This window comes from Leptotrichia sp. oral taxon 498 (genome assembly GCF_002240055.1).
GTDB lineage: Bacteria > Fusobacteriota > Fusobacteriia > Fusobacteriales > Leptotrichiaceae > Leptotrichia > Leptotrichia rugosa.
The window spans coordinates 578,127-599,015 of the sequence record NZ_CP016753.1; the positions used below are offsets into that span (position 1 = coordinate 578,127).

At 33.2% G+C, this 20,889-nt stretch carries 15 protein-coding genes, 2 tRNA genes and 3 rRNA genes; 5 read left to right on the forward strand and 15 right to left on the reverse strand.

The window, feature by feature from the left end; translation table 11 throughout:
* Nucleotides 1–7 precede the first annotated feature (7 nt).
* A complete protein-coding gene (gene cobA / locus BCB68_RS02665; RefSeq protein WP_094079426.1) occupies nucleotides 8–1,507 on the forward strand; it encodes a uroporphyrinogen-III C-methyltransferase in 1,500 nt (499 codons plus the stop codon).
* A gap of 18 nt (nucleotides 1,508–1,525) precedes the next feature.
* Complete coding sequence (gene acpS / locus BCB68_RS02670; RefSeq protein WP_094079427.1) at nucleotides 1,526–1,891, forward strand: holo-ACP synthase; 366 nt, start codon at nucleotides 1,526–1,528, stop codon at nucleotides 1,889–1,891.
* A 232-nt stretch (nucleotides 1,892–2,123) separates the two neighbouring features.
* Here acpS and BCB68_RS02675 read toward each other — a convergent pair whose 3' ends face one another.
* The 9 genes from BCB68_RS02675 to BCB68_RS02715 all read right to left on the reverse strand — a co-directional run bounded on the left by BCB68_RS02675 (nucleotide 2,124) and on the right by BCB68_RS02715 (nucleotide 11,110).
* Nucleotides 2,124–3,131, reverse strand: a complete 1,008-nt coding sequence (locus tag BCB68_RS02675) for a LacI family DNA-binding transcriptional regulator (protein WP_094079428.1) — start codon at nucleotides 3,129–3,131, stop codon at nucleotides 2,124–2,126.
* Between the two features lie 223 nt (nucleotides 3,132–3,354).
* On the reverse strand, nucleotides 3,355–4,758 hold the full coding sequence (lacG, locus tag BCB68_RS02680; protein ID WP_094079429.1) for a 6-phospho-beta-galactosidase: 1,404 nt from the start codon (nucleotides 4,756–4,758) through the stop codon (nucleotides 3,355–3,357).
* Nucleotides 4,759–4,819: 61 nt separating this feature from the next.
* Nucleotides 4,820–6,547 carry a lactose-specific PTS transporter subunit EIIC gene (locus tag BCB68_RS02685; protein WP_094079430.1) on the reverse strand — a complete coding sequence of 576 codons (1,728 nt, stop codon included), beginning with the start codon at nucleotides 6,545–6,547 and terminating at the stop codon, nucleotides 4,820–4,822.
* A gap of 6 nt (nucleotides 6,548–6,553) precedes the next feature.
* Nucleotides 6,554–6,868, reverse strand: a complete 315-nt coding sequence (locus tag BCB68_RS02690) for a PTS lactose/cellobiose transporter subunit IIA (RefSeq protein ID WP_094080747.1) — start codon at nucleotides 6,866–6,868, stop codon at nucleotides 6,554–6,556.
* A gap of 38 nt (nucleotides 6,869–6,906) precedes the next feature.
* Nucleotides 6,907–7,890: a tagatose-bisphosphate aldolase gene (lacD, locus tag BCB68_RS02695; RefSeq protein WP_094080748.1), complete on the reverse strand. Its 984-nt coding sequence runs from the start codon at nucleotides 7,888–7,890 to the stop codon at nucleotides 6,907–6,909.
* A gap of 93 nt (nucleotides 7,891–7,983) precedes the next feature.
* The gene (locus BCB68_RS02700) at nucleotides 7,984–8,922 is read right to left on the reverse strand and encodes a tagatose-6-phosphate kinase (protein WP_094079431.1); all 939 of its coding nucleotides are present in this window, start codon (nucleotides 8,920–8,922) and stop codon (nucleotides 7,984–7,986) included.
* 128 nt (nucleotides 8,923–9,050) lie between these two features.
* Complete coding sequence (gene lacB / locus BCB68_RS02705) at nucleotides 9,051–9,566, reverse strand: galactose-6-phosphate isomerase subunit LacB (RefSeq protein WP_060918037.1); 516 nt, start codon at nucleotides 9,564–9,566, stop codon at nucleotides 9,051–9,053.
* A gap of 49 nt (nucleotides 9,567–9,615) precedes the next feature.
* Nucleotides 9,616–10,038, reverse strand: coding sequence for a galactose-6-phosphate isomerase subunit LacA (gene lacA / locus BCB68_RS02710; protein WP_060918038.1), 423 nt, complete (start codon nucleotides 10,036–10,038; stop codon nucleotides 9,616–9,618).
* 313 nt (nucleotides 10,039–10,351) lie between these two features.
* The gene (locus tag BCB68_RS02715) at nucleotides 10,352–11,110 is read right to left on the reverse strand and encodes a DeoR/GlpR family DNA-binding transcription regulator (RefSeq protein WP_094079432.1); all 759 of its coding nucleotides are present in this window, start codon (nucleotides 11,108–11,110) and stop codon (nucleotides 10,352–10,354) included.
* 211 nt (nucleotides 11,111–11,321) lie between these two features.
* Between BCB68_RS02715 and BCB68_RS02720 the strand changes: the two genes are divergently transcribed.
* Nucleotides 11,322–12,200, forward strand: coding sequence for an alpha/beta hydrolase fold domain-containing protein (locus BCB68_RS02720; RefSeq protein ID WP_094079433.1), 879 nt, complete (start codon nucleotides 11,322–11,324; stop codon nucleotides 12,198–12,200).
* A gap of 15 nt (nucleotides 12,201–12,215) precedes the next feature.
* Nucleotides 12,216–12,899 (forward strand): N-glycosylase/DNA lyase, encoded by a 684-nt coding sequence (locus BCB68_RS02725; RefSeq protein WP_237048687.1) that lies wholly within the window; start codon nucleotides 12,216–12,218, stop codon nucleotides 12,897–12,899.
* A 65-nt stretch (nucleotides 12,900–12,964) separates the two neighbouring features.
* On the opposite strand, the gene BCB68_RS02730 is transcribed toward BCB68_RS02725, so the two are convergent.
* From BCB68_RS02730 to BCB68_RS02755, 6 genes are all read right to left on the reverse strand, one after another.
* A tRNA-Asn gene (locus BCB68_RS02730) sits at nucleotides 12,965–13,041 on the reverse strand.
* Nucleotides 13,042–13,055: 14 nt separating this feature from the next.
* A 5S ribosomal RNA gene (rrf, locus tag BCB68_RS02735) occupies nucleotides 13,056–13,168 on the reverse strand.
* A gap of 51 nt (nucleotides 13,169–13,219) precedes the next feature.
* Nucleotides 13,220–16,122: ribosomal RNA gene (locus tag BCB68_RS02740) — 23S ribosomal RNA — on the reverse strand.
* Between the two features lie 110 nt (nucleotides 16,123–16,232).
* A 16S ribosomal RNA gene (locus tag BCB68_RS02745) occupies nucleotides 16,233–17,744 on the reverse strand.
* Together the 16S, 23S and 5S rRNA genes with 1 tRNA gene alongside form the textbook arrangement of a ribosomal RNA operon.
* A gap of 193 nt (nucleotides 17,745–17,937) precedes the next feature.
* Nucleotides 17,938–19,434 carry a hypothetical protein gene (locus BCB68_RS02750; RefSeq protein WP_094079435.1) on the reverse strand — a complete coding sequence of 499 codons (1,497 nt, stop codon included), beginning with the start codon at nucleotides 19,432–19,434 and terminating at the stop codon, nucleotides 17,938–17,940.
* Between the two features lie 280 nt (nucleotides 19,435–19,714).
* A tRNA-Gln gene (locus BCB68_RS02755) sits at nucleotides 19,715–19,788 on the reverse strand.
* Nucleotides 19,789–19,960: 172 nt separating this feature from the next.
* On the opposite strand from BCB68_RS02755, the gene BCB68_RS02760 reads away from it, so the two are divergent.
* Complete coding sequence (locus BCB68_RS02760) at nucleotides 19,961–20,854, forward strand: peptidyl-prolyl cis-trans isomerase (RefSeq protein ID WP_094079436.1); 894 nt, start codon at nucleotides 19,961–19,963, stop codon at nucleotides 20,852–20,854.
* Nucleotides 20,855–20,889: the final 35 nt, after the last annotated feature.

Consider the following 20,889-nt stretch of genomic DNA (forward strand, 5'->3'; position numbering starts at 1 on the left):
GACAAAAATGGAAAATAATAAAGTTTTTATAGCTGGAGCTGGTTGCGGCGACGAAGAATTGATTACGCTAAAACTAAAGAAAATTATTGAAAAAGCCGACTGCATAATTTATGACAGACTTGTCAATCCGAATATTTTAAAATATAAAAAAAATAATGCCGAAGTCATTTATATGGGAAAAGAAAATTTTGAAGGTGGCGAGTTGCAAAAGAAAATAAACGAAAAGATTGTCGAAAAAGCGACTCAAAATTCTGAAAGTAAACCTAAAATTGTGCTTCGTCTGAAAGGTGGCGATCCTTTTGTTTTCGGTCGTGGTGGAGAAGAAATTGAAGCGATTTTGGGAAATAATAAAAAAAATGATATTAAAATAAATTTTGAAGTGATTCCAGGAATTACTTCTGCAATCGCTGTGCCAGAATACGCTGGAATTCCAGTTACTCATCGAGGAATTAATACTTCTTTTCACATTTTTACAGGACACACAAGAGAAAATGGGAAAGAGCATGATTTTTCACAAATTGCAAAATTAAAAGGAACGCTAATTTTTTTGATGGGCCTTTCAAACTTGGAAAAAATAACACAAAACCTTATAAAATATGGAAAAGATGAAAATACACTCGTTGCAGTTATAAAAGATGGGACGACTTCCAAACAAAAGACATTTGTTGGAAATTTAAAAAATATTTGTGAAATTGTGCGAAAAAATAATGTTAAATCTCCTGTAATTATTGTGATTGGGGAAGTTGTAAGATTGCGAGAAAAAATGAAATGGTTTGAAAATAAAAAATTGTTTGGAAAAAATATTTTAATTACAAGAAACAAAAATAAACAAAAAAATATTTTGCAAAAAATAAACGAATTTGGCGGAAATGCACTTTTACTGCCATTTATTGACATTCAATATTTAGATTTTGACTTGCCAGATTTAAAAAATTTTAACGCCATTTTATTTAACAGCGCAAATTCTGTAATTGGATTTATGAAAAAAATAAAAGATATGAGAATTTTGGCGAATGTAAAAATTGGTGTTGTCGGTGAAAAAACTGCCGAAGAAATAGAAAAATATAAAATTATTCCAGATTTTTATCCAAAAGAGTACACAGTCGAAAAATTGGCCTATGAAAGTACAAAATTTACATCTAAAAATGACAAAATTTTATTTGTAGTTTCAAATATTTCACCAGTAAATACTAAAAAATACAGCAATTTATACGAAAGAAAATTTGAAAAAGTCGTAGTTTACAATACAAACGGCGTGAAACATGAAGAAGAAATTGTGGAAAACTATGTCAAAAAAAGTGATATTTTGATGTTTTTAAGTTCTTCAACATTTAAAAATTTTTGGCAAAATTTAAAAAATAAAAATTTGTTAAATAAAAAAATTATCGCTTCAATCGGTCCCGTCACAACTAAAACCATTCAAAACTATGGATGTAATGTTCAAATTGAAGCAAAAAGATACACGGAAGACGGACTTTTTGAAGAAATATTAAAATATAAAAAATAATAAAATTGAGGTAAAAATATGGAAATTTATGGAATTGGAACCGATATTATTGAAATATCAAGAATAAAAAATGCAATAAATAACACAGCTTTATTCAAAAGTAAAGTTTATACGAAAAAGGAAATTGAATATATTGAAAAAAAAAGAAATCCATACGCAAGTTATGCGGGACGTTTTGCAGCAAAAGAAGCGGTTTCCAAAGCATTTGGAACAGGGGTGTACGGTTTTTCCCTAAAAGATATTGAAATTTTAAATGACGAATTGGGAAAACCCTATGTTATACTTTATGGGAAAATAAAGGAACCTGCAAAAAATCTCAAAATTCAGATAAGTATTTCACATAGCAGAGAATATGCGGTTTCAACGGTAATCATTTACAAATGAACTATAGATTAAAATAAAATTATTTTAAAAATAAAATATCCATAATCTTGTGTAAATACATGCACAAACTAAGTAATATAGCAATTTTTTTTAGCCTTACAAAAAAATTTACACTCCTACAATAAAAATACAGACTAGAAATATTTTAAATAACAAATTTTTCATTTGCTTTTAAAAATCTAAATTTTCTTATGTCTGTATAATTTTTTTATTTTTTGGAAAAAATCTAAATTTATATTCTTTGGCAGCTTTCCCGCTCAATTAATTCAATCGGTAAAAAAACCTTTTTATGATAGTCCCTTTTACCTTCCAATAATTCAATTAAAGAATTTACCGTTTCTTGAGCGATTAATTTTGTATCAATTTTTATTGTTGTCAAAGGCGGAATAGAATATTGTGATAATTTCAAATCGTTAAATCCTATTATTGATATGTCTTCGGGGATTTTTAACTTATTTTCTCCAATTGCCTTATATGCTCCCATTGCAATTGAATCATTTCCACAAAAAACTGCCGTTGGTCTATCTTCCAATTTTAAAATTTCTTTCATCATAATATAGCCACTTTCCATCGAAAAATCCCCAATTTGCAGATATTCCTCTCTATACAATCCATTTTTTACCATTATTTCCTTAAAATATTTCTCACGAAAATCCACTAAATTTTTTACAACTTTATTTCTTCCTACCAATAGTCCAATTTTTTTATGATTTAATTTAAAAATATAATTTAAAACTATTTCAACAGAATTTCTCATATCAAACTTGATATAATCTGTGATATTATCTGTGTCATATACATCTACGCAAATAATATTTTCATTTAAACTTTTAAAAAATTTCAATTTTTCCTTACTCGTTTCTCCAATGAAAATAACGGCATCTGTCAAAGAAAAATTTGATATTTCATTATATTTTATCAATTTTTCAATTTCTTCCAGATCAAAAAATTTCACTTTTGAACCTTTTTTCTTTAGTATATTTTCCAAATTTATTTTCAAAGAGACAAAATAAGGATCTTCGTTTTCAATTTTTTCATCAAAACACTTTATTACTGAAATATTTGACTGTGATATTCTATTTTTATTTTTCTTTCTTTCATAATTTAATTGTTTTATAACTTTTAAAACTTTTTCTTTTGTAATTTTACTCACATTAAAACTGTCGTCATTGTTTAATATTCTGGAAACTGTTGTTATTGAAACTCCTGCTTTTTTTGCAACTTCTCTGATTGTAGCCATTTTATCCTCCTTTCTATTAATTTAAAAATTTTTATAATATTTTATTTTTTTATTTTATCAAGATTTTTTGAATAAAAATACACCAAAAGTAAGAACTTTTTAAAAATTATAATAGAAATAAACTTATAATGAATATATTGTATAATAAAAAAAGCAAAAAATCATTTATTTAATCAAAAATTTTTACTGCAAATGGGGATAACCCAAACTATCCCCAGTTTTTTTATTCAATTTCTTTTGTCTCTGCCACTTTTTTATACCAATATGCACTTTTCTTCGGATAACGTTTTTGTGTTTCAAAGTCAACATAGAATAATCCATATCTTTTTTCATAGCCATTTGACCAAGAAAATACATCCATTAATGACCATAAGAAATATCCTTTTACATTAGCTCCATCTTTTATCGCATCTGAAATTACTTCCAGATGTTGTCTTATGTAGTCAATTCTGGCATCATCATAAACTGTATTGTCTTCAAAAACATCTTTATATCCTAAACCATTTTCAGTGATATAGATTTTTTTATAGTTTGGATAATCTCTTTTAACTCTTGAAATTTGATCATAAAGTCCTTTTGGATAAATTATCCAGTCCCAGTCAGTTCTTGGGATGCTTTCATTGGCTTTTCTTTGTCCCACGCCTTTTATCTGATATTTGGAACTTCCTTTATTTCCTGTTGCGTTGTGAATAATTTCAGTTTCACCATCATATTCAGCCATCCAGTCACTCATATAATAATTTATTCCAAGAAAATCATTCAAATCTTTTGCAGCTTTCAATTCTTCAAAGTCTTCTTCTCTTAAATCTAATTTTCCGCCATTAACTTGCAAAATATGATTTACACCTTCCATTGTATTCTTTGAATATTCACCTTTAAAAGTTGCATCTAAAATAAATTTATTATGGATAATATCGTCCAGTTCAGCGGCTCTAACATCTTTTGGATTATTTGGATCATAGGGATATTTTGTTGGCAAAGCACAAACCATTCCTATTTCTCCGTGATAGCCATTTTTCTTAAATAAATTAACTGCTTTTGCGTGTGCTAAAACCATATTATGATGTGACTGAAACAATTTTTCAAAATCATATTTTATTCCTGGAGGAAATTTTCCAACAAGATATTGACCATCTCCAATTGGTCCTATTTCATTAAATGTTGTCCAATAGTTTACTTCACTAAATTCTTCAAAACAGAATTTCGCATAATTTACAAAGTGCTCTATATTTTCACGATTTAAAAAGTCTCCATTTGAATGTAAAACTTCTGGTGTATCAAAATGGTGAAGAGTTACAAAAGGTTCTACTTTTCTTTTTTTACATTCTGCAAATAATTTATGATAAAATTCTACTCCTTTTGGATTTACTTCTCCATAGCCATTTGGAAAAATTCTTGACCATGCTATTGAAATTCTTATTCCATTTATACCGAATTCTTCGCAAAGTTTCAAATCTACTGGATATTGATGATAAAAATCACTCGCAGGTTCTGCCGTATACCAATAGTTTTCTTCTAAAAATTTATCCCATGCAACTGGTCCCTTCCCATCAATTTTGATTGCGCCTTCAGCCTGATATGCCGCTGTTGCTCCTCCAAAAATAAAATCTTCTGGTAATTTTTTCATTTTTTTCTCCTATTTTAATTTTTAACAAGAGGAATTTTTCTCCCCTTGTCATTAATAATATTTAATTTTCAAATTGTTTTTTTACAAACTCTAAACTTCCTTTTGGATCTCTTGTTAATTTAATATATTCTGCACCTTGTGTTTTTACTAATTTTATTCCTAATTTATCAGTATCTTTTTTTATATCTTCATAATTTGAAGCAACTTGAGGTGCTAAAACTATTAAATCATAATCTTTCATCATATCATAATGTGCTCCGTAAGCTCCAGCAGCTGCATCAATTGGCTCATTGTACTCTTTTGCCGCTTTTTTCAAGGCATTAGCAAGAAGTCCGCTTGTTCCACCGCCAGCACATAATACAAGTACATTTTTTTGTTCTTTTATTTTTTGTCCACCTGCTGATTCTTCAGTTTTAGTTTCTTTTTCTGGTGTTTTTAAAGCAACTTTAATTTCTTCTCTAGTTTCTACTTTATCATTTGTCATAAACTCTTTTTTACTATTTTCATTTTCTTCAGTAGCAGCTAATTTTTCTTTAGCTAATATTTCTTCATCATAGACTTTAAAGAAAGGATAATAAATAGCTGTATCGACTACAATTAATAGTAACGCTAAAATTATAGCTAAAAAACTAAATCCTGTACCTAGAACTATTCCGATTGGTCCTGGTGTAGTCCACGGCAAGAAGTATGAAAAACTGTTCATATTAAGAATATCAACGAATATTTTAAATAGCCATACATTTACAATTGGTGCTAGAATAAATGGAATAAAGAATACTGGATTTAAAACTATTGGTGCTCCAAATAAAATTGGTTCATTTACTCCAAACGCAGTAGGAATACAAGAAGCTCGACCTATTGCTTTATTTTGCTTTGATTTTGCAAGCCACATAAACATAAATGGCACTACAAGTGTTGCTCCAGTTCCTCCCATTGTTGCAACAAACATCTGTGTCCCTGGTGTTATTATGTGATTTGCATGCTGTCCAGCTTGAAATAATTTTAAATTAGCATCTAAATTTATAAATGCAACTGCTGAAATTGCTGGTTCTACAATTGATGGTCCATGTATTCCGACAAACCAGAACATTGCAATAACTCCATAAATAATTGTTATTCCAACATATCCATTTGCTGCTGAAAATAATGGTTTAAAGATTTCTATTACATTTTGTGCAAATCCATGTCCTGATACTCTCCTAATGAAAATATCAATAATATATAGAAATATTATTACGGCACTAAATGGTATTACATCTTTAAACGTTTGTGATAAGTTAGGTGGAACTTCGCTTGGCATTTTTATTGTAATATTTCTTTTTATACAAAAATTATAAATTCCAACTGTTATAAATGCTGCAAAGAATCCTGTAATTAATCCTGTTGACCCTAAATATCCCTTAGAAAATCCATCTTTTAACGGATCAGCTGCCAGAACCAAAAATCCCACTATTGATGCAAGCATTGTTGAGACATTATTTATTTGATTTGTGCTTTCTAAATTTCTATTAAATGAATCAGTCAACGCTTTTGCAGTTGTTCCTGCAACTAAAAGTCCTAAAATTCCCATCGAATAATTATATGGTTTTATAATTGCATCTTCTATTTCTTTAGGCCATTTAAATCCAAAAATATTAGGAACAAATGCAACTAATACAAATAAACTTGAAAATAAAACTACTGGCATCGCTGCAATAAATCCATCCCTTACAGCTCTTAAGTATATATTTCTTGATACTTTTTCAAAAAAAGGTTTCATTTTTTCAATTTGTTTTATTACTCCAGTCATAATATTTTACCCCTTTCTTTGGTAAAGTTCTATAAAATCTTCTATTATATCCTTTAACAAAATTGTTGTCATAAGATGGTCCTGTGCATGAACGGCAATAAATCCTATTTCAATATTTTCTCCACCTGCTTCCTGCTGTATCATTTTTGTTTGTGAATTATGTGCTTCAACAAGACATTCTTCAGCCTGTTTTACCAAAGTTCTTGCCATTTCAAATTCGTTATTTCTTGCTTTTTTTAATGCTTCCAACAATTTTGAACGTGCATCTCCTGCAAAAGCAACAATTTCAAATCCTATCATTGTTACATCGTCTTTATTCATAGAGAATCCCTTCTTTCTATATTTATTATTTTTAGTTTTTATTTTTCTTTTTCTTTCCAAGATGTAGCTGTTCTTTCAACTACTTCATTTAATTCTTCAATATTTTTTCTTCCAACTGTATTTAACCAGTTTACTGTAGCTTCTTCACCATCTTTTGCGAATACTTCCACTCCATTTGCCCAAGTTGCTCTTCCACATAATACTCCATTAAATTTAGCTCCTGAATCACAAGCAAATTTCAATGTATCTTGGAATAATTTTGCACTAACTCCAGCGCTTAAATAAATATATGGCAAGTTTGTTGCTTTGTCTTGTTGTTTGAAATAGTTTGCTGCTTCTTCTTTAGTATAAACAACTTCTCCATCAGCAAATCCTTCAACATATTTCATATTTACAGGAACTTCTACTTTCAACACATCTACATTATATCTTGGATTTGAAAATTCTTTCATTGCTTCAATAACTTTTCTTGGTTTTAGTTTTGCAAATTCTGCTGTGCTGTTGTTAGCATCTTTGTAGTTATAGCTTAAAATTTCTAAGAAGAACGGAATATCTTCAGCTACACATTCAGCTCCGACTCTTTCCATGTATGCTTTCTTTTGATTATTAATTTCATCGCTTTCATCTACATCATAGTATAACAAGAATTTTACAGCATCTGCTCCTTCTTCTTTTAATCTTTTTGCAGACCAGTCAACAAGACAATCTGGCAATCTTCCAACTGCATTTGCATCGTATCCAGTTTTTTCATAAGCTAATAGCAATCCTGCATTTTTATCTCTAGCTTTTGCTGCATCCAATCCATATTCAGGATCTAATAAAATTGAAGAAGAATATTTTGTTAAATGTTTTGAAACTAATACTTTAAATTCTTTTATCTGTTCAGCTGTTGCTTCAGATTCTTGATGTTTATTTAACATTTTTTTCAATGCTCCTCTTTGATCAATTGCCAAAGCTGATATAAAGCCATTTTTATCACTTAAATTTTCTAAATATTTTCTTTTTTGTGCTGATAATTTCATTATTTTTTCCTCCGTTTTTTTATACTTTTTCACAAAGAGATTTTTCTTCCTTGCTCTATAAATATTTTTGTTAATTGCTTTTTATTTTTGAAATTATATTTCTAAAATTTCTACTTCATTAAATAATTTGTCATAATTTTCCAAATTTACAAATCCTGTCAATTTTTCCATTGCATTTAACATTCCAAGGACATTTGCCTTTCTTAATAAAGTTTCATCACTTGCATTTTCATGAATTGCCGATGTTATTCCTGCAACAGTAGAATCTCCAGAACCTACAGGATTTACAACTTTTATGTCAGGAACATTTACTTTATAAAATTTATCATTGTGTTTTGCAAAAGCTCCATCTGCTCCAAGTGAAACAATTATCCATTCAATTTTTTCAAATAATTTATCTTTTAAAACTTTTTTTAATTCATTTGGATTTTTAGATACGTCTTTTCCAATTAATTGTGATAACTCTTCTGTATTAGGTTTTATTACTTTTGGTTTATATTCATTTTTTAAAACTTCTAACAATGCTTTTCCAGAACAGTCCAATACAACTGATTTTTTATACTTTTCACAAATTCCAATCATTTTTGAATAATAGTTGATTTCCAATCCATCTGGCAAGCTTCCTGAAATAGCGATAATTTTAATTTCTTTATTTTTTACTAATTCTTCAAAGTGTTTCAAAAAATTATCACTTTCAGATTTTGTTATAGTCGGTCCTTTTTCTAAAATTTCAGTTTGATTTCCCTCATGCAAAATTGCAATACAATTTCTAGTTTCCCCTGAAATTTCAAAAAAATTATTTTTAATCCCTTTTTCTAATAACTTTTTTTGAATATCAGTTCCTAAAGCACCACCTATAAATCCTGTTGCAACAACTTCATCATTTAACTGTTTTAGCACTCTTGTAACATTTAACCCTTTTCCACCAGGTGTTTTGCTAACTTTAACTACTCTATTTACAGTATCTAAATTAAATTTCTCCAAGGGATATGAAATATCCACAGACGGATTCATCGTTACCGTCAAAATCATTTAACTAGCTCCTTTCTTAAAATCGAACTTAAGAAGAGAAAATATTATAAATTAACAGGTTTTTTTTAAGTCCGATTTTAAACTTCATTATATAATCAAAAAATTTTGAAAATAAACTTTAAATTTTTTTAGTCTTTATATTCCCCTCTGTCCCATTTTTCCAAAAATTCATCAAAGAAATCTTCATTTTTTTGTTCAGGGTTCACAGTTTCCACCGCTTTAATTTTTTCAATTAATTTTTCACTTTCTTCAGTTTTTTTGTATTTTGCTTTTATAAAGGCTTCCACGATATCAAATAGTAATAATTTTCCAGTTATTGCACCACCAAATCCAATTACATTTGCATTCAAATGTTCTTTTGCATAAAGTGCTGAAGTCATATCTCTTACTAGAGCTGAACGGATTCCTGGAACTTTATTTACACTATTATTAATTCCAACTCCTGTTCCACAAATACAAACACCTAAGTCAGCTTTTCCACTTACTACAGCTTCTCCAACTCTTCTACCATAAATTGGATAATGTGTTCTTGTAAAATCATAAGTTCCACAATCTAAAACTTCATAACCTTTTGATTTCAAAAAATCCGATAATGCCATTTTCACATCGGTTACTATGTGATCACATCCAATTGCAATTTTCATATTTTTTCCCATCCTTCATAATTTTTTTATTATTTTTAAACTAAATAAACTAACACATCTTATTTAACATATCCACTCTAATTTGATGTCTTCCACCGTCATAAGGAGCACTTAAAAAATCTTTTACGATATTTTTAGCAAGTCCTTTTCCCACAATTTCAGAACCTATTGTAATAATTCTAGAGTTGTTATGTCTTCTAGTCATATATGCTGATCTTTCATCAGAAACTTCTGCTGCTATCATTCCTTTTATTTTTGTAGCAACCATAAAACTTCCTGCACCATATGCATCAAACACAATTCCTAAATTATCATCATCTGATAAAACTTCTTTCGCTACTGCACAAGTTGTATCTACAAAATCTTTATCTTCAGATTTATCAATTACATCATACCCATTTTCCAAAAGATAATTTTTGATATAATCTTTTAAATTTTTGCCGTCCGTATCAGCACCTAATATTACTTTCATCACGGTCATCTCCTTTATTTTAATATTCTTTTTACTTTTTCTGTTAAGAGTATACCTCAAAAAAAACAAAAAACAATAGTTTTTGTTCGTATTTCAAACATAAAATTGTTTATTTGTTTAGTAAACAAATTTTTTTATATAATGTTTTTTATATAATTTAAGTGACTTATTTTAAAGTAAACAAAGTTTTAATTGCTATTTTAGATAATAAAATAATGTTTTTAACTTATTGATTTGAATTTAAGATTTGATATAAAAAAAGTACCTCCAAACTTTTAAGTTTTTTGGTACAGTTATATTTTTTTAATTTTTATTAAATAACTAAATTTACATATTTCTCAATTTTATTTAATATTTCTTTTTCAGTATTATTTATTACAATTCCCGTCAATTTATCCAATGTGTAAAAGTTGATAAAATCTATTTTTTCAATTTTTGAATCATCCGCAAGTAAATATTTTTCTTCTGAATTATTCAAAACTATTTCTTGTGTGTAACTTTCTTCAAATGTAGAAGTCATAATATCGTTTTCTTTTATTGCATTGCAGCTAAAAAACATTTTATTAAAATTCATATTTTTTAGTGTCATATTTGCTATTTCTCCCACAAACGACTTCGTTATTTTTCTAAACTCTCCTCCAACAAGAAACACATTGAAAGTCTCACTTTTTTTTTCAGACAAAATTTCAAAGATAGGTAAACAATTTGTCAAAACTCTAAGCGACTTAAGACTGATTTCTTTTGCCATTAATTCAACCGTTGTTCCAGGACCTAAAAAAATTGTATCTCCCTCTTCTATTAATTTCACTGCCTTTAATGCTATTTCTCTCTTTTTTTCTATATTTAAGACATATTTATCCTCATGCGACAACTCCTTATACTGAAATGTATTTTTACTCTTAGCTCCCCCATGTGTTCTTTTTAATATTCCCAATTCCTCCAACTCAGTAAAATCACGCCTCACAGTCATATCGGAAACATTTAAGCTCGTAACTATCTCCGAAACTCTCACCGTTCCCTTTTTCTCAACTATTTTTGTTATCGCTTCCAATCGTTTATTTTTGCTTAGCATTTAAAAACACCCTCTTTTTTTAATTTAATTATCACAAAAATTATCATTATTAAACATAAAGCTACATATTAATATTTTACCAAACTTCTTTTATTTTTCAAAGTATAAAATTTTCAAAAAATAAAAATAATAATTTTTAGTACAAATAAATCTACAAAAATGTTATAATAAACAAAGTTATAAACTAAGAAAGGATATAAAAAAACTTTAAATGAGTATATTATCAGATATTGCAGTACCTGTTGCAAAATTAGTAAATGTGAAAAAATATAAAGAAAAAGATTTCTTAAATCCAAAAAGAAATACTGATTTTTTAAATAAAAAATTTTTTGATAAAACTCTGAATATAAAAGAACAATTTATTGACGGGTTTCAAGTACTGACAATTTTTAAAAATAATACTAAAAATAAACACATTATATTTTTACACGGCGGAGCATATGTAATGAAAGCTGTCAAAGGGCACAAAATTATAATTGAAAAAATGGCAAAAAAGTATAATTTAAAAGTCACGTTTATTGACTATCCCTTGGCACCTGAAAATGACATTCAAAAAGCACATAAAATTTTGTCAAAAACATACAAAAAAATTACTTCAAAATATAAAAATGATGAGTTTTTCTTATTTGGAGATTCTTCTGGTGGAGGGCTGGCACTATCTTTTTTACAGCAACTAAAAAATAGAAATGATATCCCTTTTCCCAACAAAACAGTATTGATGTCCCCTTGGGTTGACGTTTCTATGACAAATAATGAAATTAAAAATTTTGAAGAGAAAGACCCGCTTCTTCCATTAAATGGTTTAATAACTACGGGAAAACAATTTGCAGGAAATTTGGATACTCAAGACCCCTTAATTTCGCCGATATATGGAAATATGGACAATTTAAAAGATATTTTTTTAATTTTTGGTACAAACGAAATTTTTTATCCAGATTGTCTAAAACTAAATAATAAGCTAAAAACTTCAACTGGAACAACTGTCAAAGTGAAGGTCGGAAAAAATATGTGTCACGACTGGATTTTAGCACCATTAAAAGAAACTAATGAAACTATTGATGAAATATGTAATTTTTATCTGAATTCATAAATTTTAGGAGGGATTTTGAAACAAACTACTGAAAATGATTTTGAAAAATCAATAAATAAAGAAAAAAATGAAAAAATTTTGAAAATTTATAAAACTATCAAACCTGAAATAAAAAAAGCAATCAAAGGTTATAAAGAGGCATGGAATAAATCAGAAAAAGAAATTTTTGCAGAAATAGCATTTTGTATCTTAACTCCCCAATCCAAGGCAAAAAACGCCTGGAGTGCAATCACAACTCTTGTTGAAAATAATCTTTTATACACAGGAAACGCCGCAGAGATAGTAGATTACTTAAATATTGTAAGATTCAAAAACAACAAATCTAAGTATTTAATAGAACTAAGAAATTTAATGACAAGAGATGAAAAACTTCAGCCAAAAAAAATATTATCTGAAATAAATGATACTTTTGAAAAAAGAAAATGGATTTTAAAAAACATAAAGGGAATGGGATTAAAAGAAGCAAGCCACGTTCTAAGAAATCTTGGATTTGGAGAAAACATAGCTATTTTAGATAGACATATATTAAGAAATTTAAATGAATTAAATATTATTGACAGTATTCCAAAAACGATAACTGAAAAAAAATATTACGAAATAGAAGAAAAAATGAGAAATTATTCAAAATTTTGTAAAATAAATATGAATGAACTAGATTTGGTTCTATGGTATAAGGAAGCTGGAGAAGTTTTCAAATAAAAAAAGACTAATTTACCAATTCTGAGGAGCCAAGAGCTGGCATTCTTTTTATTTGAACAAAAAAATGGCGTCCCCGGCTGGGCTCGAACCAGCGGCCCTCTGATTAACAGTCAGATGCTCTAACCAGCTGAGCTACGGAGACGCAGAAAAAGAAAAGTTTGGCGACTGCCCATTTTCCCTGGCACATGCCAAGTATCGTAGGCGCAAGCAGACTTAACTGCCGGGTTCGGGATGTCACCGGGTGTATCCCTGCCGCAATGGTCACCAAACAAGAATGGATGTAAAGGGCAATGGGAAATAAATAGCAGGCAAGCAAAAGATTAAAAAAGCCCAAGTAATATTAGTACTGGTCAACTGAACGCATTGCTGCGCTTACATCCCCAGCCTATCGACCACATGTTCTCTGTGGATACTGCGAGCACTCATCTCAAAGCCGGCTTCTCGCTTAGATGCTTTCAGCGATTATCCTGGCCAGACGTGACTACTCAGCCGTGCCACTGGCGTGACAGCTGATACATCAGAGGTCTGTCCAACCCGGTCCTCTCGTACTAAGGTCAGATCTTTTCAGTGCTCAAGCGCCTGCAGTGGATAGGGACCGAACTGTCTCACGACGTTCTGAACCCAGCTCGCGTGCCTCTTTAATGGGCGAACAGCCCAACCCTTGGGACCTTCTCCAGCCCCAGGATGAGACGAGCCGACATCGAGGTGCCAAACACTTCCGTCGATATGGACTCTTGGGAAGTATCAGCCTGTTATCCCCGGGGTAGCTTTTATCCGTTGAGCGACGGCCCTTCCATGAGGGACCGCCGGATCACTAACTCCTACTTTCGTACCTGCTCGACCCGTCGGTCTTGCAGTCAAGCTCCCTTATGCGTTTGCACTCGAAGGCTGATTTCCATCCAGCCCGAGGGAACCTTTGAACGCCTCCGTTACTCTTTTGGAGGCGACCGCCCCAGTCAAACTGCCCGCCTAGCACTGTCTCCGCGAGCGGATTAGAATTCCGGCAGCATATGGTTGGTATTCCAACAGCGACTCGGAAGAGGCTGGCGCCTCAACTTCGCAGTCTCCCAACTATCCTATACACACATTGCCAGAACCCAATGCCAGGCTGCAGTGAAGCTCCACGGGGTCTTTCCGTCCTACTGCAGGTAGCCGGTATCTTCACCGGCATTACAACTTCACCAGGTCTCCAGCCAAGACAGCTCTCAAATCATTTCACCATTCGTGCAGGTCGGAACTTACCCGACAAGGAATTTCGCTACCTTAGGACCGTTATAGTTACGGCCGCCGTTCACCGGGGCTTCAAATCGGAGCTCTCACTCCTCCTCTTAACCTTCCGGCACTGGGCAGGTGTCAGCCCATATACGTCGCCTTCCAGCTTAGCATAGACCTGTGTTTTTGGTAAACAGTTGCTTGAGACTCTTCACTGCGGCCTGTTTCCCCTTGAGGCGCTTCTCCCCTCAGGTATGTCAGGCACCCCTTCTCCCGAAGTTACGGGGCTATTTTGCAGAGTTCCTTAGCTAGAGTTATCCTGTCGGCCTTAAGTTTCTCACTCTGTCCACCTGTGTCGGTTTAGGGTACGGGCGCTGTCCAGTCTCGCTAGAAGTTTTTCTTGGCAGTGTAGGATCTGTGACTTGTGCAGGAGCACTTGCCCATAGGGTCTCACCTTTAGGCACGCGGATTTTCCTGCGTGCCCAGGCTACGCCTTTAGAAAGGCTATTCCGTCAGCCTTCTCACATACCTTGCTGCGTCACTCCGTCACTCAGGCGACTGACAGCGGTACAGGAATATTAACCTGTTTCCCATTCGCAATCACATCTCTGCTTACGCTTAGGTCCCGACTTCCCCGGGGCGGACAAACCTTCCCCCGGAAACCTTGGACTTCCGGCCGGAGGGATTCTCGCCCTCCTTCTCGCTACTCATTCCTGCATTCTCGCTTCTGATGTCTCCAGCAGGCCTTCCGGCCAGCCTTCGCAGACCTACAGAACGCTCTCCTACCAAGCGGCATGGCCGCTTCCACAGCTTCGGTTTATGTCTTCAGCCCCGTTACATCTTCGGCGCAGATACTCTCGACCAGTGAGCTATTACGCACTCTTTCAAGGCATGGCTGCTTCTAAGCCAACCTCCTGGTTGTCTGTGAATATCCACCTCCTTTCCCACTTAGACATAATTTGGGACCTTAGCTGGTGGTCTGGGCTGTTCCCCTCTCGTCCACGGACCTTGTCATCCACGGACTCACTCCGAATCAGTAATAAATGGTATTCGCAGTTTGCTTGATTTCGGTAAGCAGTACGCCCCCTAGATCATACAGTGCTCTACCCCCAGTTATCTAAGATTCAGGCTGCACCTAAATGCATTTCGGAGAGAACGGGCTATTTCCTAGTTCGATTGGCTTTTCACCCCTAGACCTATCTCATCTCCCAACTTTTCAACGGCGGTGAGTTCGGCCCTCCACTGAGTCTTACCTCAGCTTCAGCCTGGACAGGCCTAGATCACTAGGTTTCGCGTCTATGACCAGCGACTTAGCCGCCCTGTTAAGACTCGGTTTCCCTTCGGCTTCATTAATTAGCCTTGCCACTGATCATAACTCGCAGGATGATTAACCAAAATCCACGCAGTCACCCCGAAGGGCTCCTACCGTTTGTAAGCACACGGTTTCAAATTCTATTTCACTCCCTTGCACAGGGTTCTTTTCACCTTTCCCTCACGGTACTCTTCACTATCGGTCAATAACAGTATTTAGCCTTGCGTGATATGGTCCACGCTGATTCACGCCAAGTTCCTCGTGCTTGACGCTACTCGGGAGTTTCAAGTCATGGCTCAGCATTTACGTGTACAGGACTGTCACCTTCTACGGTTCAGCTTTCCAGCTGATTCTACTTGCTGCCAGGCCACTTAGACATTATGGCGTCAGTCGTATGAAATCCCACAACCCCGCGCCGGCAACGCTGCCAGCTTGGCACCGGCACGGTTTAGGCTTCTCCCCGTTCGCTCGCCGCTACTCAGGGAATCGTTTTTACTTTCTTTTCCTCCTGCTACTTAGATGTTTCAGTTCGCAGGCTTACCACTCTCGTGCATGCTCTTCAAGCATGCGGGTTGCCCCATTCGGAGATTCAGGCGTCATTGATTATGTGCATCTCGGCCTGACTTATCGCAGCTTATCGCGTCCTTCTTCGGCTGTTATTGCCCAGGCATCCTCCGTGTGCTCTTAATTAGCTTTTTTTATCAAACAGAATAATCTATTTTGTTGTAATCTTTTACCTACTATTCATTTCCCATTGTCCTTAAAAGGAAAAACTTCAAAGAAGAAGTGCAGGAAAACATGCTCCTTAGAAAGGAGGTGATCCATCCGCACCTTCCGGTACGGATACCTTGTTACGACTTCACCCCAATCACTGTCCACACCTTAGATGCCTTCTTCCGAAAGGTTAGACCGGCAGCTTCAGGTGCAGACAACTCTCGTGGTGTGACGGGCGGTGTGTACAAGACCCGAGAACGTATTCACCGCGGCATTGCTGATCCGCGATTACTAGCGATTCCAACTTCATGAAGCCGAGTTGCAGGCTTCAATCCGAACTTGGACTGGCTTTAGAGGTTGGCTTGGCATTGCTGCGTCGCATCTCTCTGTACCAGCCATTGTAGCACGTGTGTAGCCCAGATCATAAGGGGCATGATGACTTGACGTCATCCCCACCTTCCTCCTGCTCTTCGCAGGCAGTCTCGCTAGAGTCCCCAACCTGATGATGGCAACTAGCGATAGGGGTTGCGCTCGTTGCGGGACTTAACCCAACATCTCACGACACGAGCTGTCGACAGCCATGCACCACCTGTCACTCGGCTCCCGAGGGCACAGCGGCGTCTCCGCCGCCTTCCGAGGATGTCAAGATCTGGTAAGGTTCCTCGCGTTGCGTCGAATTAAACCACATGCTCCACCGCTTGTGCGGGTCCCCGTCAATTCCTTTGAGTTTCAGCCTTGCGGCCGTACTCCCCAGGCGGATTACTTATCGCATTAGCTTCGGCACGGACACTCTTCATGCCCACACCCAGTAATCATCGTTTACAGCTAGGACTACCAGGGTATCTAATCCTGTTCGCTCCCCTAGCTTTCGCACTTCAGCGTCAGTTGCCGTCCAGTGAACTATCTTCATCATCGGCATTCCTGCACATATCTACGAATTTCACCTCTACTCGTGCAGTTCCGTCCACCTCTCCAGCACTCAAGCCGGGTAGTTTCCAAGGCAGGCTGCTGGTTGAGCCAGCAGTTTTCACCCCGGACTTACCCGGCCGCCTAGATGCCCTTTATGCCCAATAATTCCGGATAACGCTCGCGACATACGTATTACCGCGGCTGCTGGCACGTATTTAGCCGTCGCTTCTTCTGCAGGTACAGTCACTTCCTTCCTCCCTGCTGAAAGCACTTTACGATCCGAAAACCTTCTTCGTGCACACAGAATTGCTGGATCAGGGTTGCCCCCATTGTCCAATATTCCCCACTGCTGCCTCCCGTAGGAGTAAGGGCCGTATCTCAGTCCCCTTGTGGCCGTCCACCCTCTCAGGCCGGCTACCTATCATCGCCTTGGTAAGCCGTCACCTTACCAACCAGCTAATAGGACGCAAAGCTCTCGGACGGCATCCCTTTTCATGGGCCAGCCATGCGGCCAGCCCACAGTATCCGGTCTTGCCAGCCGTTTCCAGCTGTTATCCCGGTCCATCCGGCAAGTTCTTTACGCGTTACTCACCCGTCCGCCATGGTTGCCACGGCGCAAGCGCCGCTTCCCCATCGACTTGCATGTGTTAAGCATTCTGTCAGCGTTCATCCTGAGCCAGGATCAAACTCTTCATTCAACATTATATTTCACCTTATTGTTCCTTGACGAGGCCTATTGCTAAGCCTTGACTTCTATTTTCTTATCTATCACTCTGCTTTTTCTTCTTCTCTTTCCATTGTCCTTCCGCCGACCTTTTCCCAATCGACGGAATATATTATATCAAAAAAAATTTCCGTTGTCAACTCTTTTTTTTGAATTTTTTTGCTTTTTTACTTTTTTTGTTTTCTCATTCTTTCGATCTTACTTTTAATTTCTAATAATTTCTTTTTCTTTTGTAATTCTCTTTCTTTTCTTCTTTTATTTCTTTTTATAAGTCTGACACTTGCTTCTCTTTCTGAAATTAAATTTTGATATTCTTTAATCAAATCTTCTAATATAAGAATTTTTCCCATTAAATAATCTTTTCTTTTTACTGATGTCATAGATGTTTTTAAATTTTCTATACTCAATAAATATATTGGTATTTTTGAGAGATTTTTTATATCATTTATTCTGCTCGAAGTGGAAACTATTACTATTTGTCCATATCTTTTTTCAGTTTTGTTTATGCTCTTTTTAAATTCACTCAATTTACAGACTTCCATTATCTCTAAAAATCCTGCCATTTTCTGTATTTCATAAAAAATTTTTGAAACTTTATTTTCTTCTACATCCATTAAAACTAAAGTTTTTGTTCTTTTTAATTCATCAGGAAACACATATATTTTTTTTATTTTTTTATCTATAAATTCTTGATTATTGTGGTTTTGTCTCTTTTCTTCAATTTTATAAAGCTCTATTTTAGTTTCTGTTAAATTTCCTTTTAACAAATTCTCTTTGATTTTATTATTTATGTTTTCAACTTCAGATTTTTCTTTTTTTAAGTTTTTATTCACTTTTTTGTAAAGCTCTTTTATTATTTTGGGATAAAATTTTATATTTTCTTTTTTCAAAATTTTTTCGATCATTTCAAAATATTCTTCTTGCATTTGTTCTTCAAAAAAAATTTCTTTTTTTGCTTCGGATTTTTGAATTTTTAAATTTATCAAAAATTTAGTCAATATTTCATATTTTTCTTTTGTAGAATTTATACTGGTTTTCTCATCCAAATATGAAAATATTGTTTTTTTTATGTATGTAATATTTTTTATGTCCAACGTCAATTCCAAATTTTCAAGATAGAAATTTTCTGAATAAATATTATTCTTTTCTCTTCCTAATCTCTTGGACAAAATTTCTCTTAAAAATTGTTCTCTGATTTTATTTATTTTATACCCTTTACTCTTAAATAATTCTTTTGTATTTTCAAAATTTTTATATTCCGAATACTTTATTTTATATTTAAATAATACTTTTTGAACATCCCTTTTTACTTTATTTTTTTCATCTTCTTTTAAATTCATTTTTTTTATAATTCTGTAAATACTTAATTTTTTGTTACTGAAAAGCAGAAATAGTTCGATTAGTTCTCTTCTATATGTTATTTTTAATTTTTTGTCTTTACTCTCTAATTTAAAAATTTTTGTTGTGTAATTCCCAAAATAATAAATATAATCTTTATTACTGTAAATACTTTCTTCACCAATACTTTTTAAAATTTCATTGAATTTTATAAGCATATATTTTAACCGATTAAAACCGTATCTTTCTTCAATGTCCTTCCGATTTATAATTTTAAAATTTATTATTTCTCTCAAAAAATCTTTTTCTTCCAAGTCCAATTTCATTATTTTGACCCCGTATTTATAATGTTAAAATTATTTTTTATGATAACAATTATAAATTTAATTTTTTAGGTACTTTTATATTTTTCAGACTTGTGATTATTACTAATAAAATTAAAGATTTTATATTAAATTAAAATTAAAATTTTTAATACAGGGATTTTTTTAAATTAATTTAAATGTATTTTTATCACATTTTTTTCTAATTAATTAAATATAATAAAAAAAGAGAAATTAACTCTTTCTCTTTTAAAAAATATCTATTTATAACTTTTTATTTATTTGGCTCGGGAAAATGGATTCGAACCACTACTTTCTGGGTCAGAGCCAGACGTCCTACCATTAGACTATTCCCGAATAAAATTACAGATATATAATAACACTTATTTAAGATTTTTTCAAGAATTTTTTTTTAATTTTTGTATTTTTATAAATATCTTGACAAAAGTATAATTCTATAATAGAATAAAAGCATATAAAATAAGAAAAAAGATTTACTTAATTGTAATTAAAAATGGAGGACAGTCTAATGAAGAATAAAATGAAATTAGTTATAGTTGCAGCGGCAATTTGTGCATTCGCTATATCATGCGGAAATAGCGGAAAAGGTGGAAAAGTCTTATTTGAATCGGATGACAAAAAGATAAAAGTGTATGAAAACGAAGTAAACCTTGAGTTAGAAAAATCCTTATTTTCTAGTGGAGTTTCACAAAAAGATTTAACGCCAGATCAAATAACTCAAATGAAAAAAAATATTATTCAAAATATTGCTTTAAACAGAGCGTTAGTTTTAAAAGCAAAAGAACAAAAACTGGATAAAGACAAAAAATATACAGAAAGTGAAGATATTTTAAAAGAACAATCTCTAGCTTCTCTTGCGATAGTAAATGACTTGAATGAAAAAGTAAAAGTGTCTGATTCCGACGCAAAAGCAGCTTATGATGCGAATGTTGCAAAATTTCAAAGAGCTGAAGATACTGTAAAATTACAGCTTATCGTATTTAGAGCAAGTGATAAGGCAAAAGCTGATGCAGCTTTGAAAGAAGTTATGGCAAATCCAGCAGACTTTACTTCTTTTGTTCAAAAATATAACGGTAATTCAGGCACTGGAACCGGGGAAACTCAAGAAATACCAATGTCACAATTGGCAAAGAGCTTTGAACCAATCAGTAAAGCTGTGCAATCTGTTTCAAATGGCCAAGTTGTAAATAGTGTAATTCCTGTTGGAGCAAATGAATTATACATTGTAAAAGTATTACAAAAAAACCCTAAGGGACAAATTCCTTTTGAAACAGTTAAAGAAGATATAAAAACTCAAATCAGAACGCAAAAAAGGCAAATGGAACAGCAAACTTTTATGAAATCGGTAGCGGACGAATTTAAGCTAACTAATATAGCTGATAAAATAAAAGATGTCAAATAATTAATATTAACTAAATAATAATAAAAAATAGGAGC

What these genes read in the sequence shown, in the direction of transcription:
- cobA (WP_094079426.1), top strand. Translation starts at nt 8, where the DNA reads ATGGAAAATAATAAAGTTTTTATAGCTGGAGCTGGTTGCGGCGACGAA.
- acpS (WP_094079427.1), top strand. Translation starts at nt 1,526, where the DNA reads ATGGAAATTTATGGAATTGGAACCGATATTATTGAAATATCAAGAATA.
- BCB68_RS02675 (WP_094079428.1), bottom strand. Translation starts at nt 3,131, where the DNA reads ATGGCTACAATCAGAGAAGTTGCAAAAAAAGCAGGAGTTTCAATAACA.
- lacG (WP_094079429.1), bottom strand. Translation starts at nt 4,758, where the DNA reads ATGAAAAAATTACCAGAAGATTTTATTTTTGGAGGAGCAACAGCGGCA.
- BCB68_RS02685 (WP_094079430.1), bottom strand. Translation starts at nt 6,547, where the DNA reads ATGACTGGAGTAATAAAACAAATTGAAAAAATGAAACCTTTTTTTGAA.
- BCB68_RS02690 (WP_094080747.1), bottom strand. Translation starts at nt 6,868, where the DNA reads ATGAATAAAGACGATGTAACAATGATAGGATTTGAAATTGTTGCTTTT.
- lacD (WP_094080748.1), bottom strand. Translation starts at nt 7,890, where the DNA reads ATGAAATTATCAGCACAAAAAAGAAAATATTTAGAAAATTTAAGTGAT.
- BCB68_RS02700 (WP_094079431.1), bottom strand. Translation starts at nt 8,922, where the DNA reads ATGATTTTGACGGTAACGATGAATCCGTCTGTGGATATTTCATATCCC.
- lacB (WP_060918037.1), bottom strand. Translation starts at nt 9,566, where the DNA reads ATGAAAATTGCAATTGGATGTGATCACATAGTAACCGATGTGAAAATG.
- lacA (WP_060918038.1), bottom strand. Translation starts at nt 10,038, where the DNA reads ATGAAAGTAATATTAGGTGCTGATACGGACGGCAAAAATTTAAAAGAT.
- BCB68_RS02715 (WP_094079432.1), bottom strand. Translation starts at nt 11,110, where the DNA reads ATGCTAAGCAAAAATAAACGATTGGAAGCGATAACAAAAATAGTTGAG.
- BCB68_RS02720 (WP_094079433.1), top strand. Translation starts at nt 11,322, where the DNA reads ATGAGTATATTATCAGATATTGCAGTACCTGTTGCAAAATTAGTAAAT.
- BCB68_RS02750 (WP_094079435.1), bottom strand. Translation starts at nt 19,434, where the DNA reads ATGAAATTGGACTTGGAAGAAAAAGATTTTTTGAGAGAAATAATAAAT.
- BCB68_RS02760 (WP_094079436.1), top strand. Translation starts at nt 19,961, where the DNA reads ATGAAGAATAAAATGAAATTAGTTATAGTTGCAGCGGCAATTTGTGCA.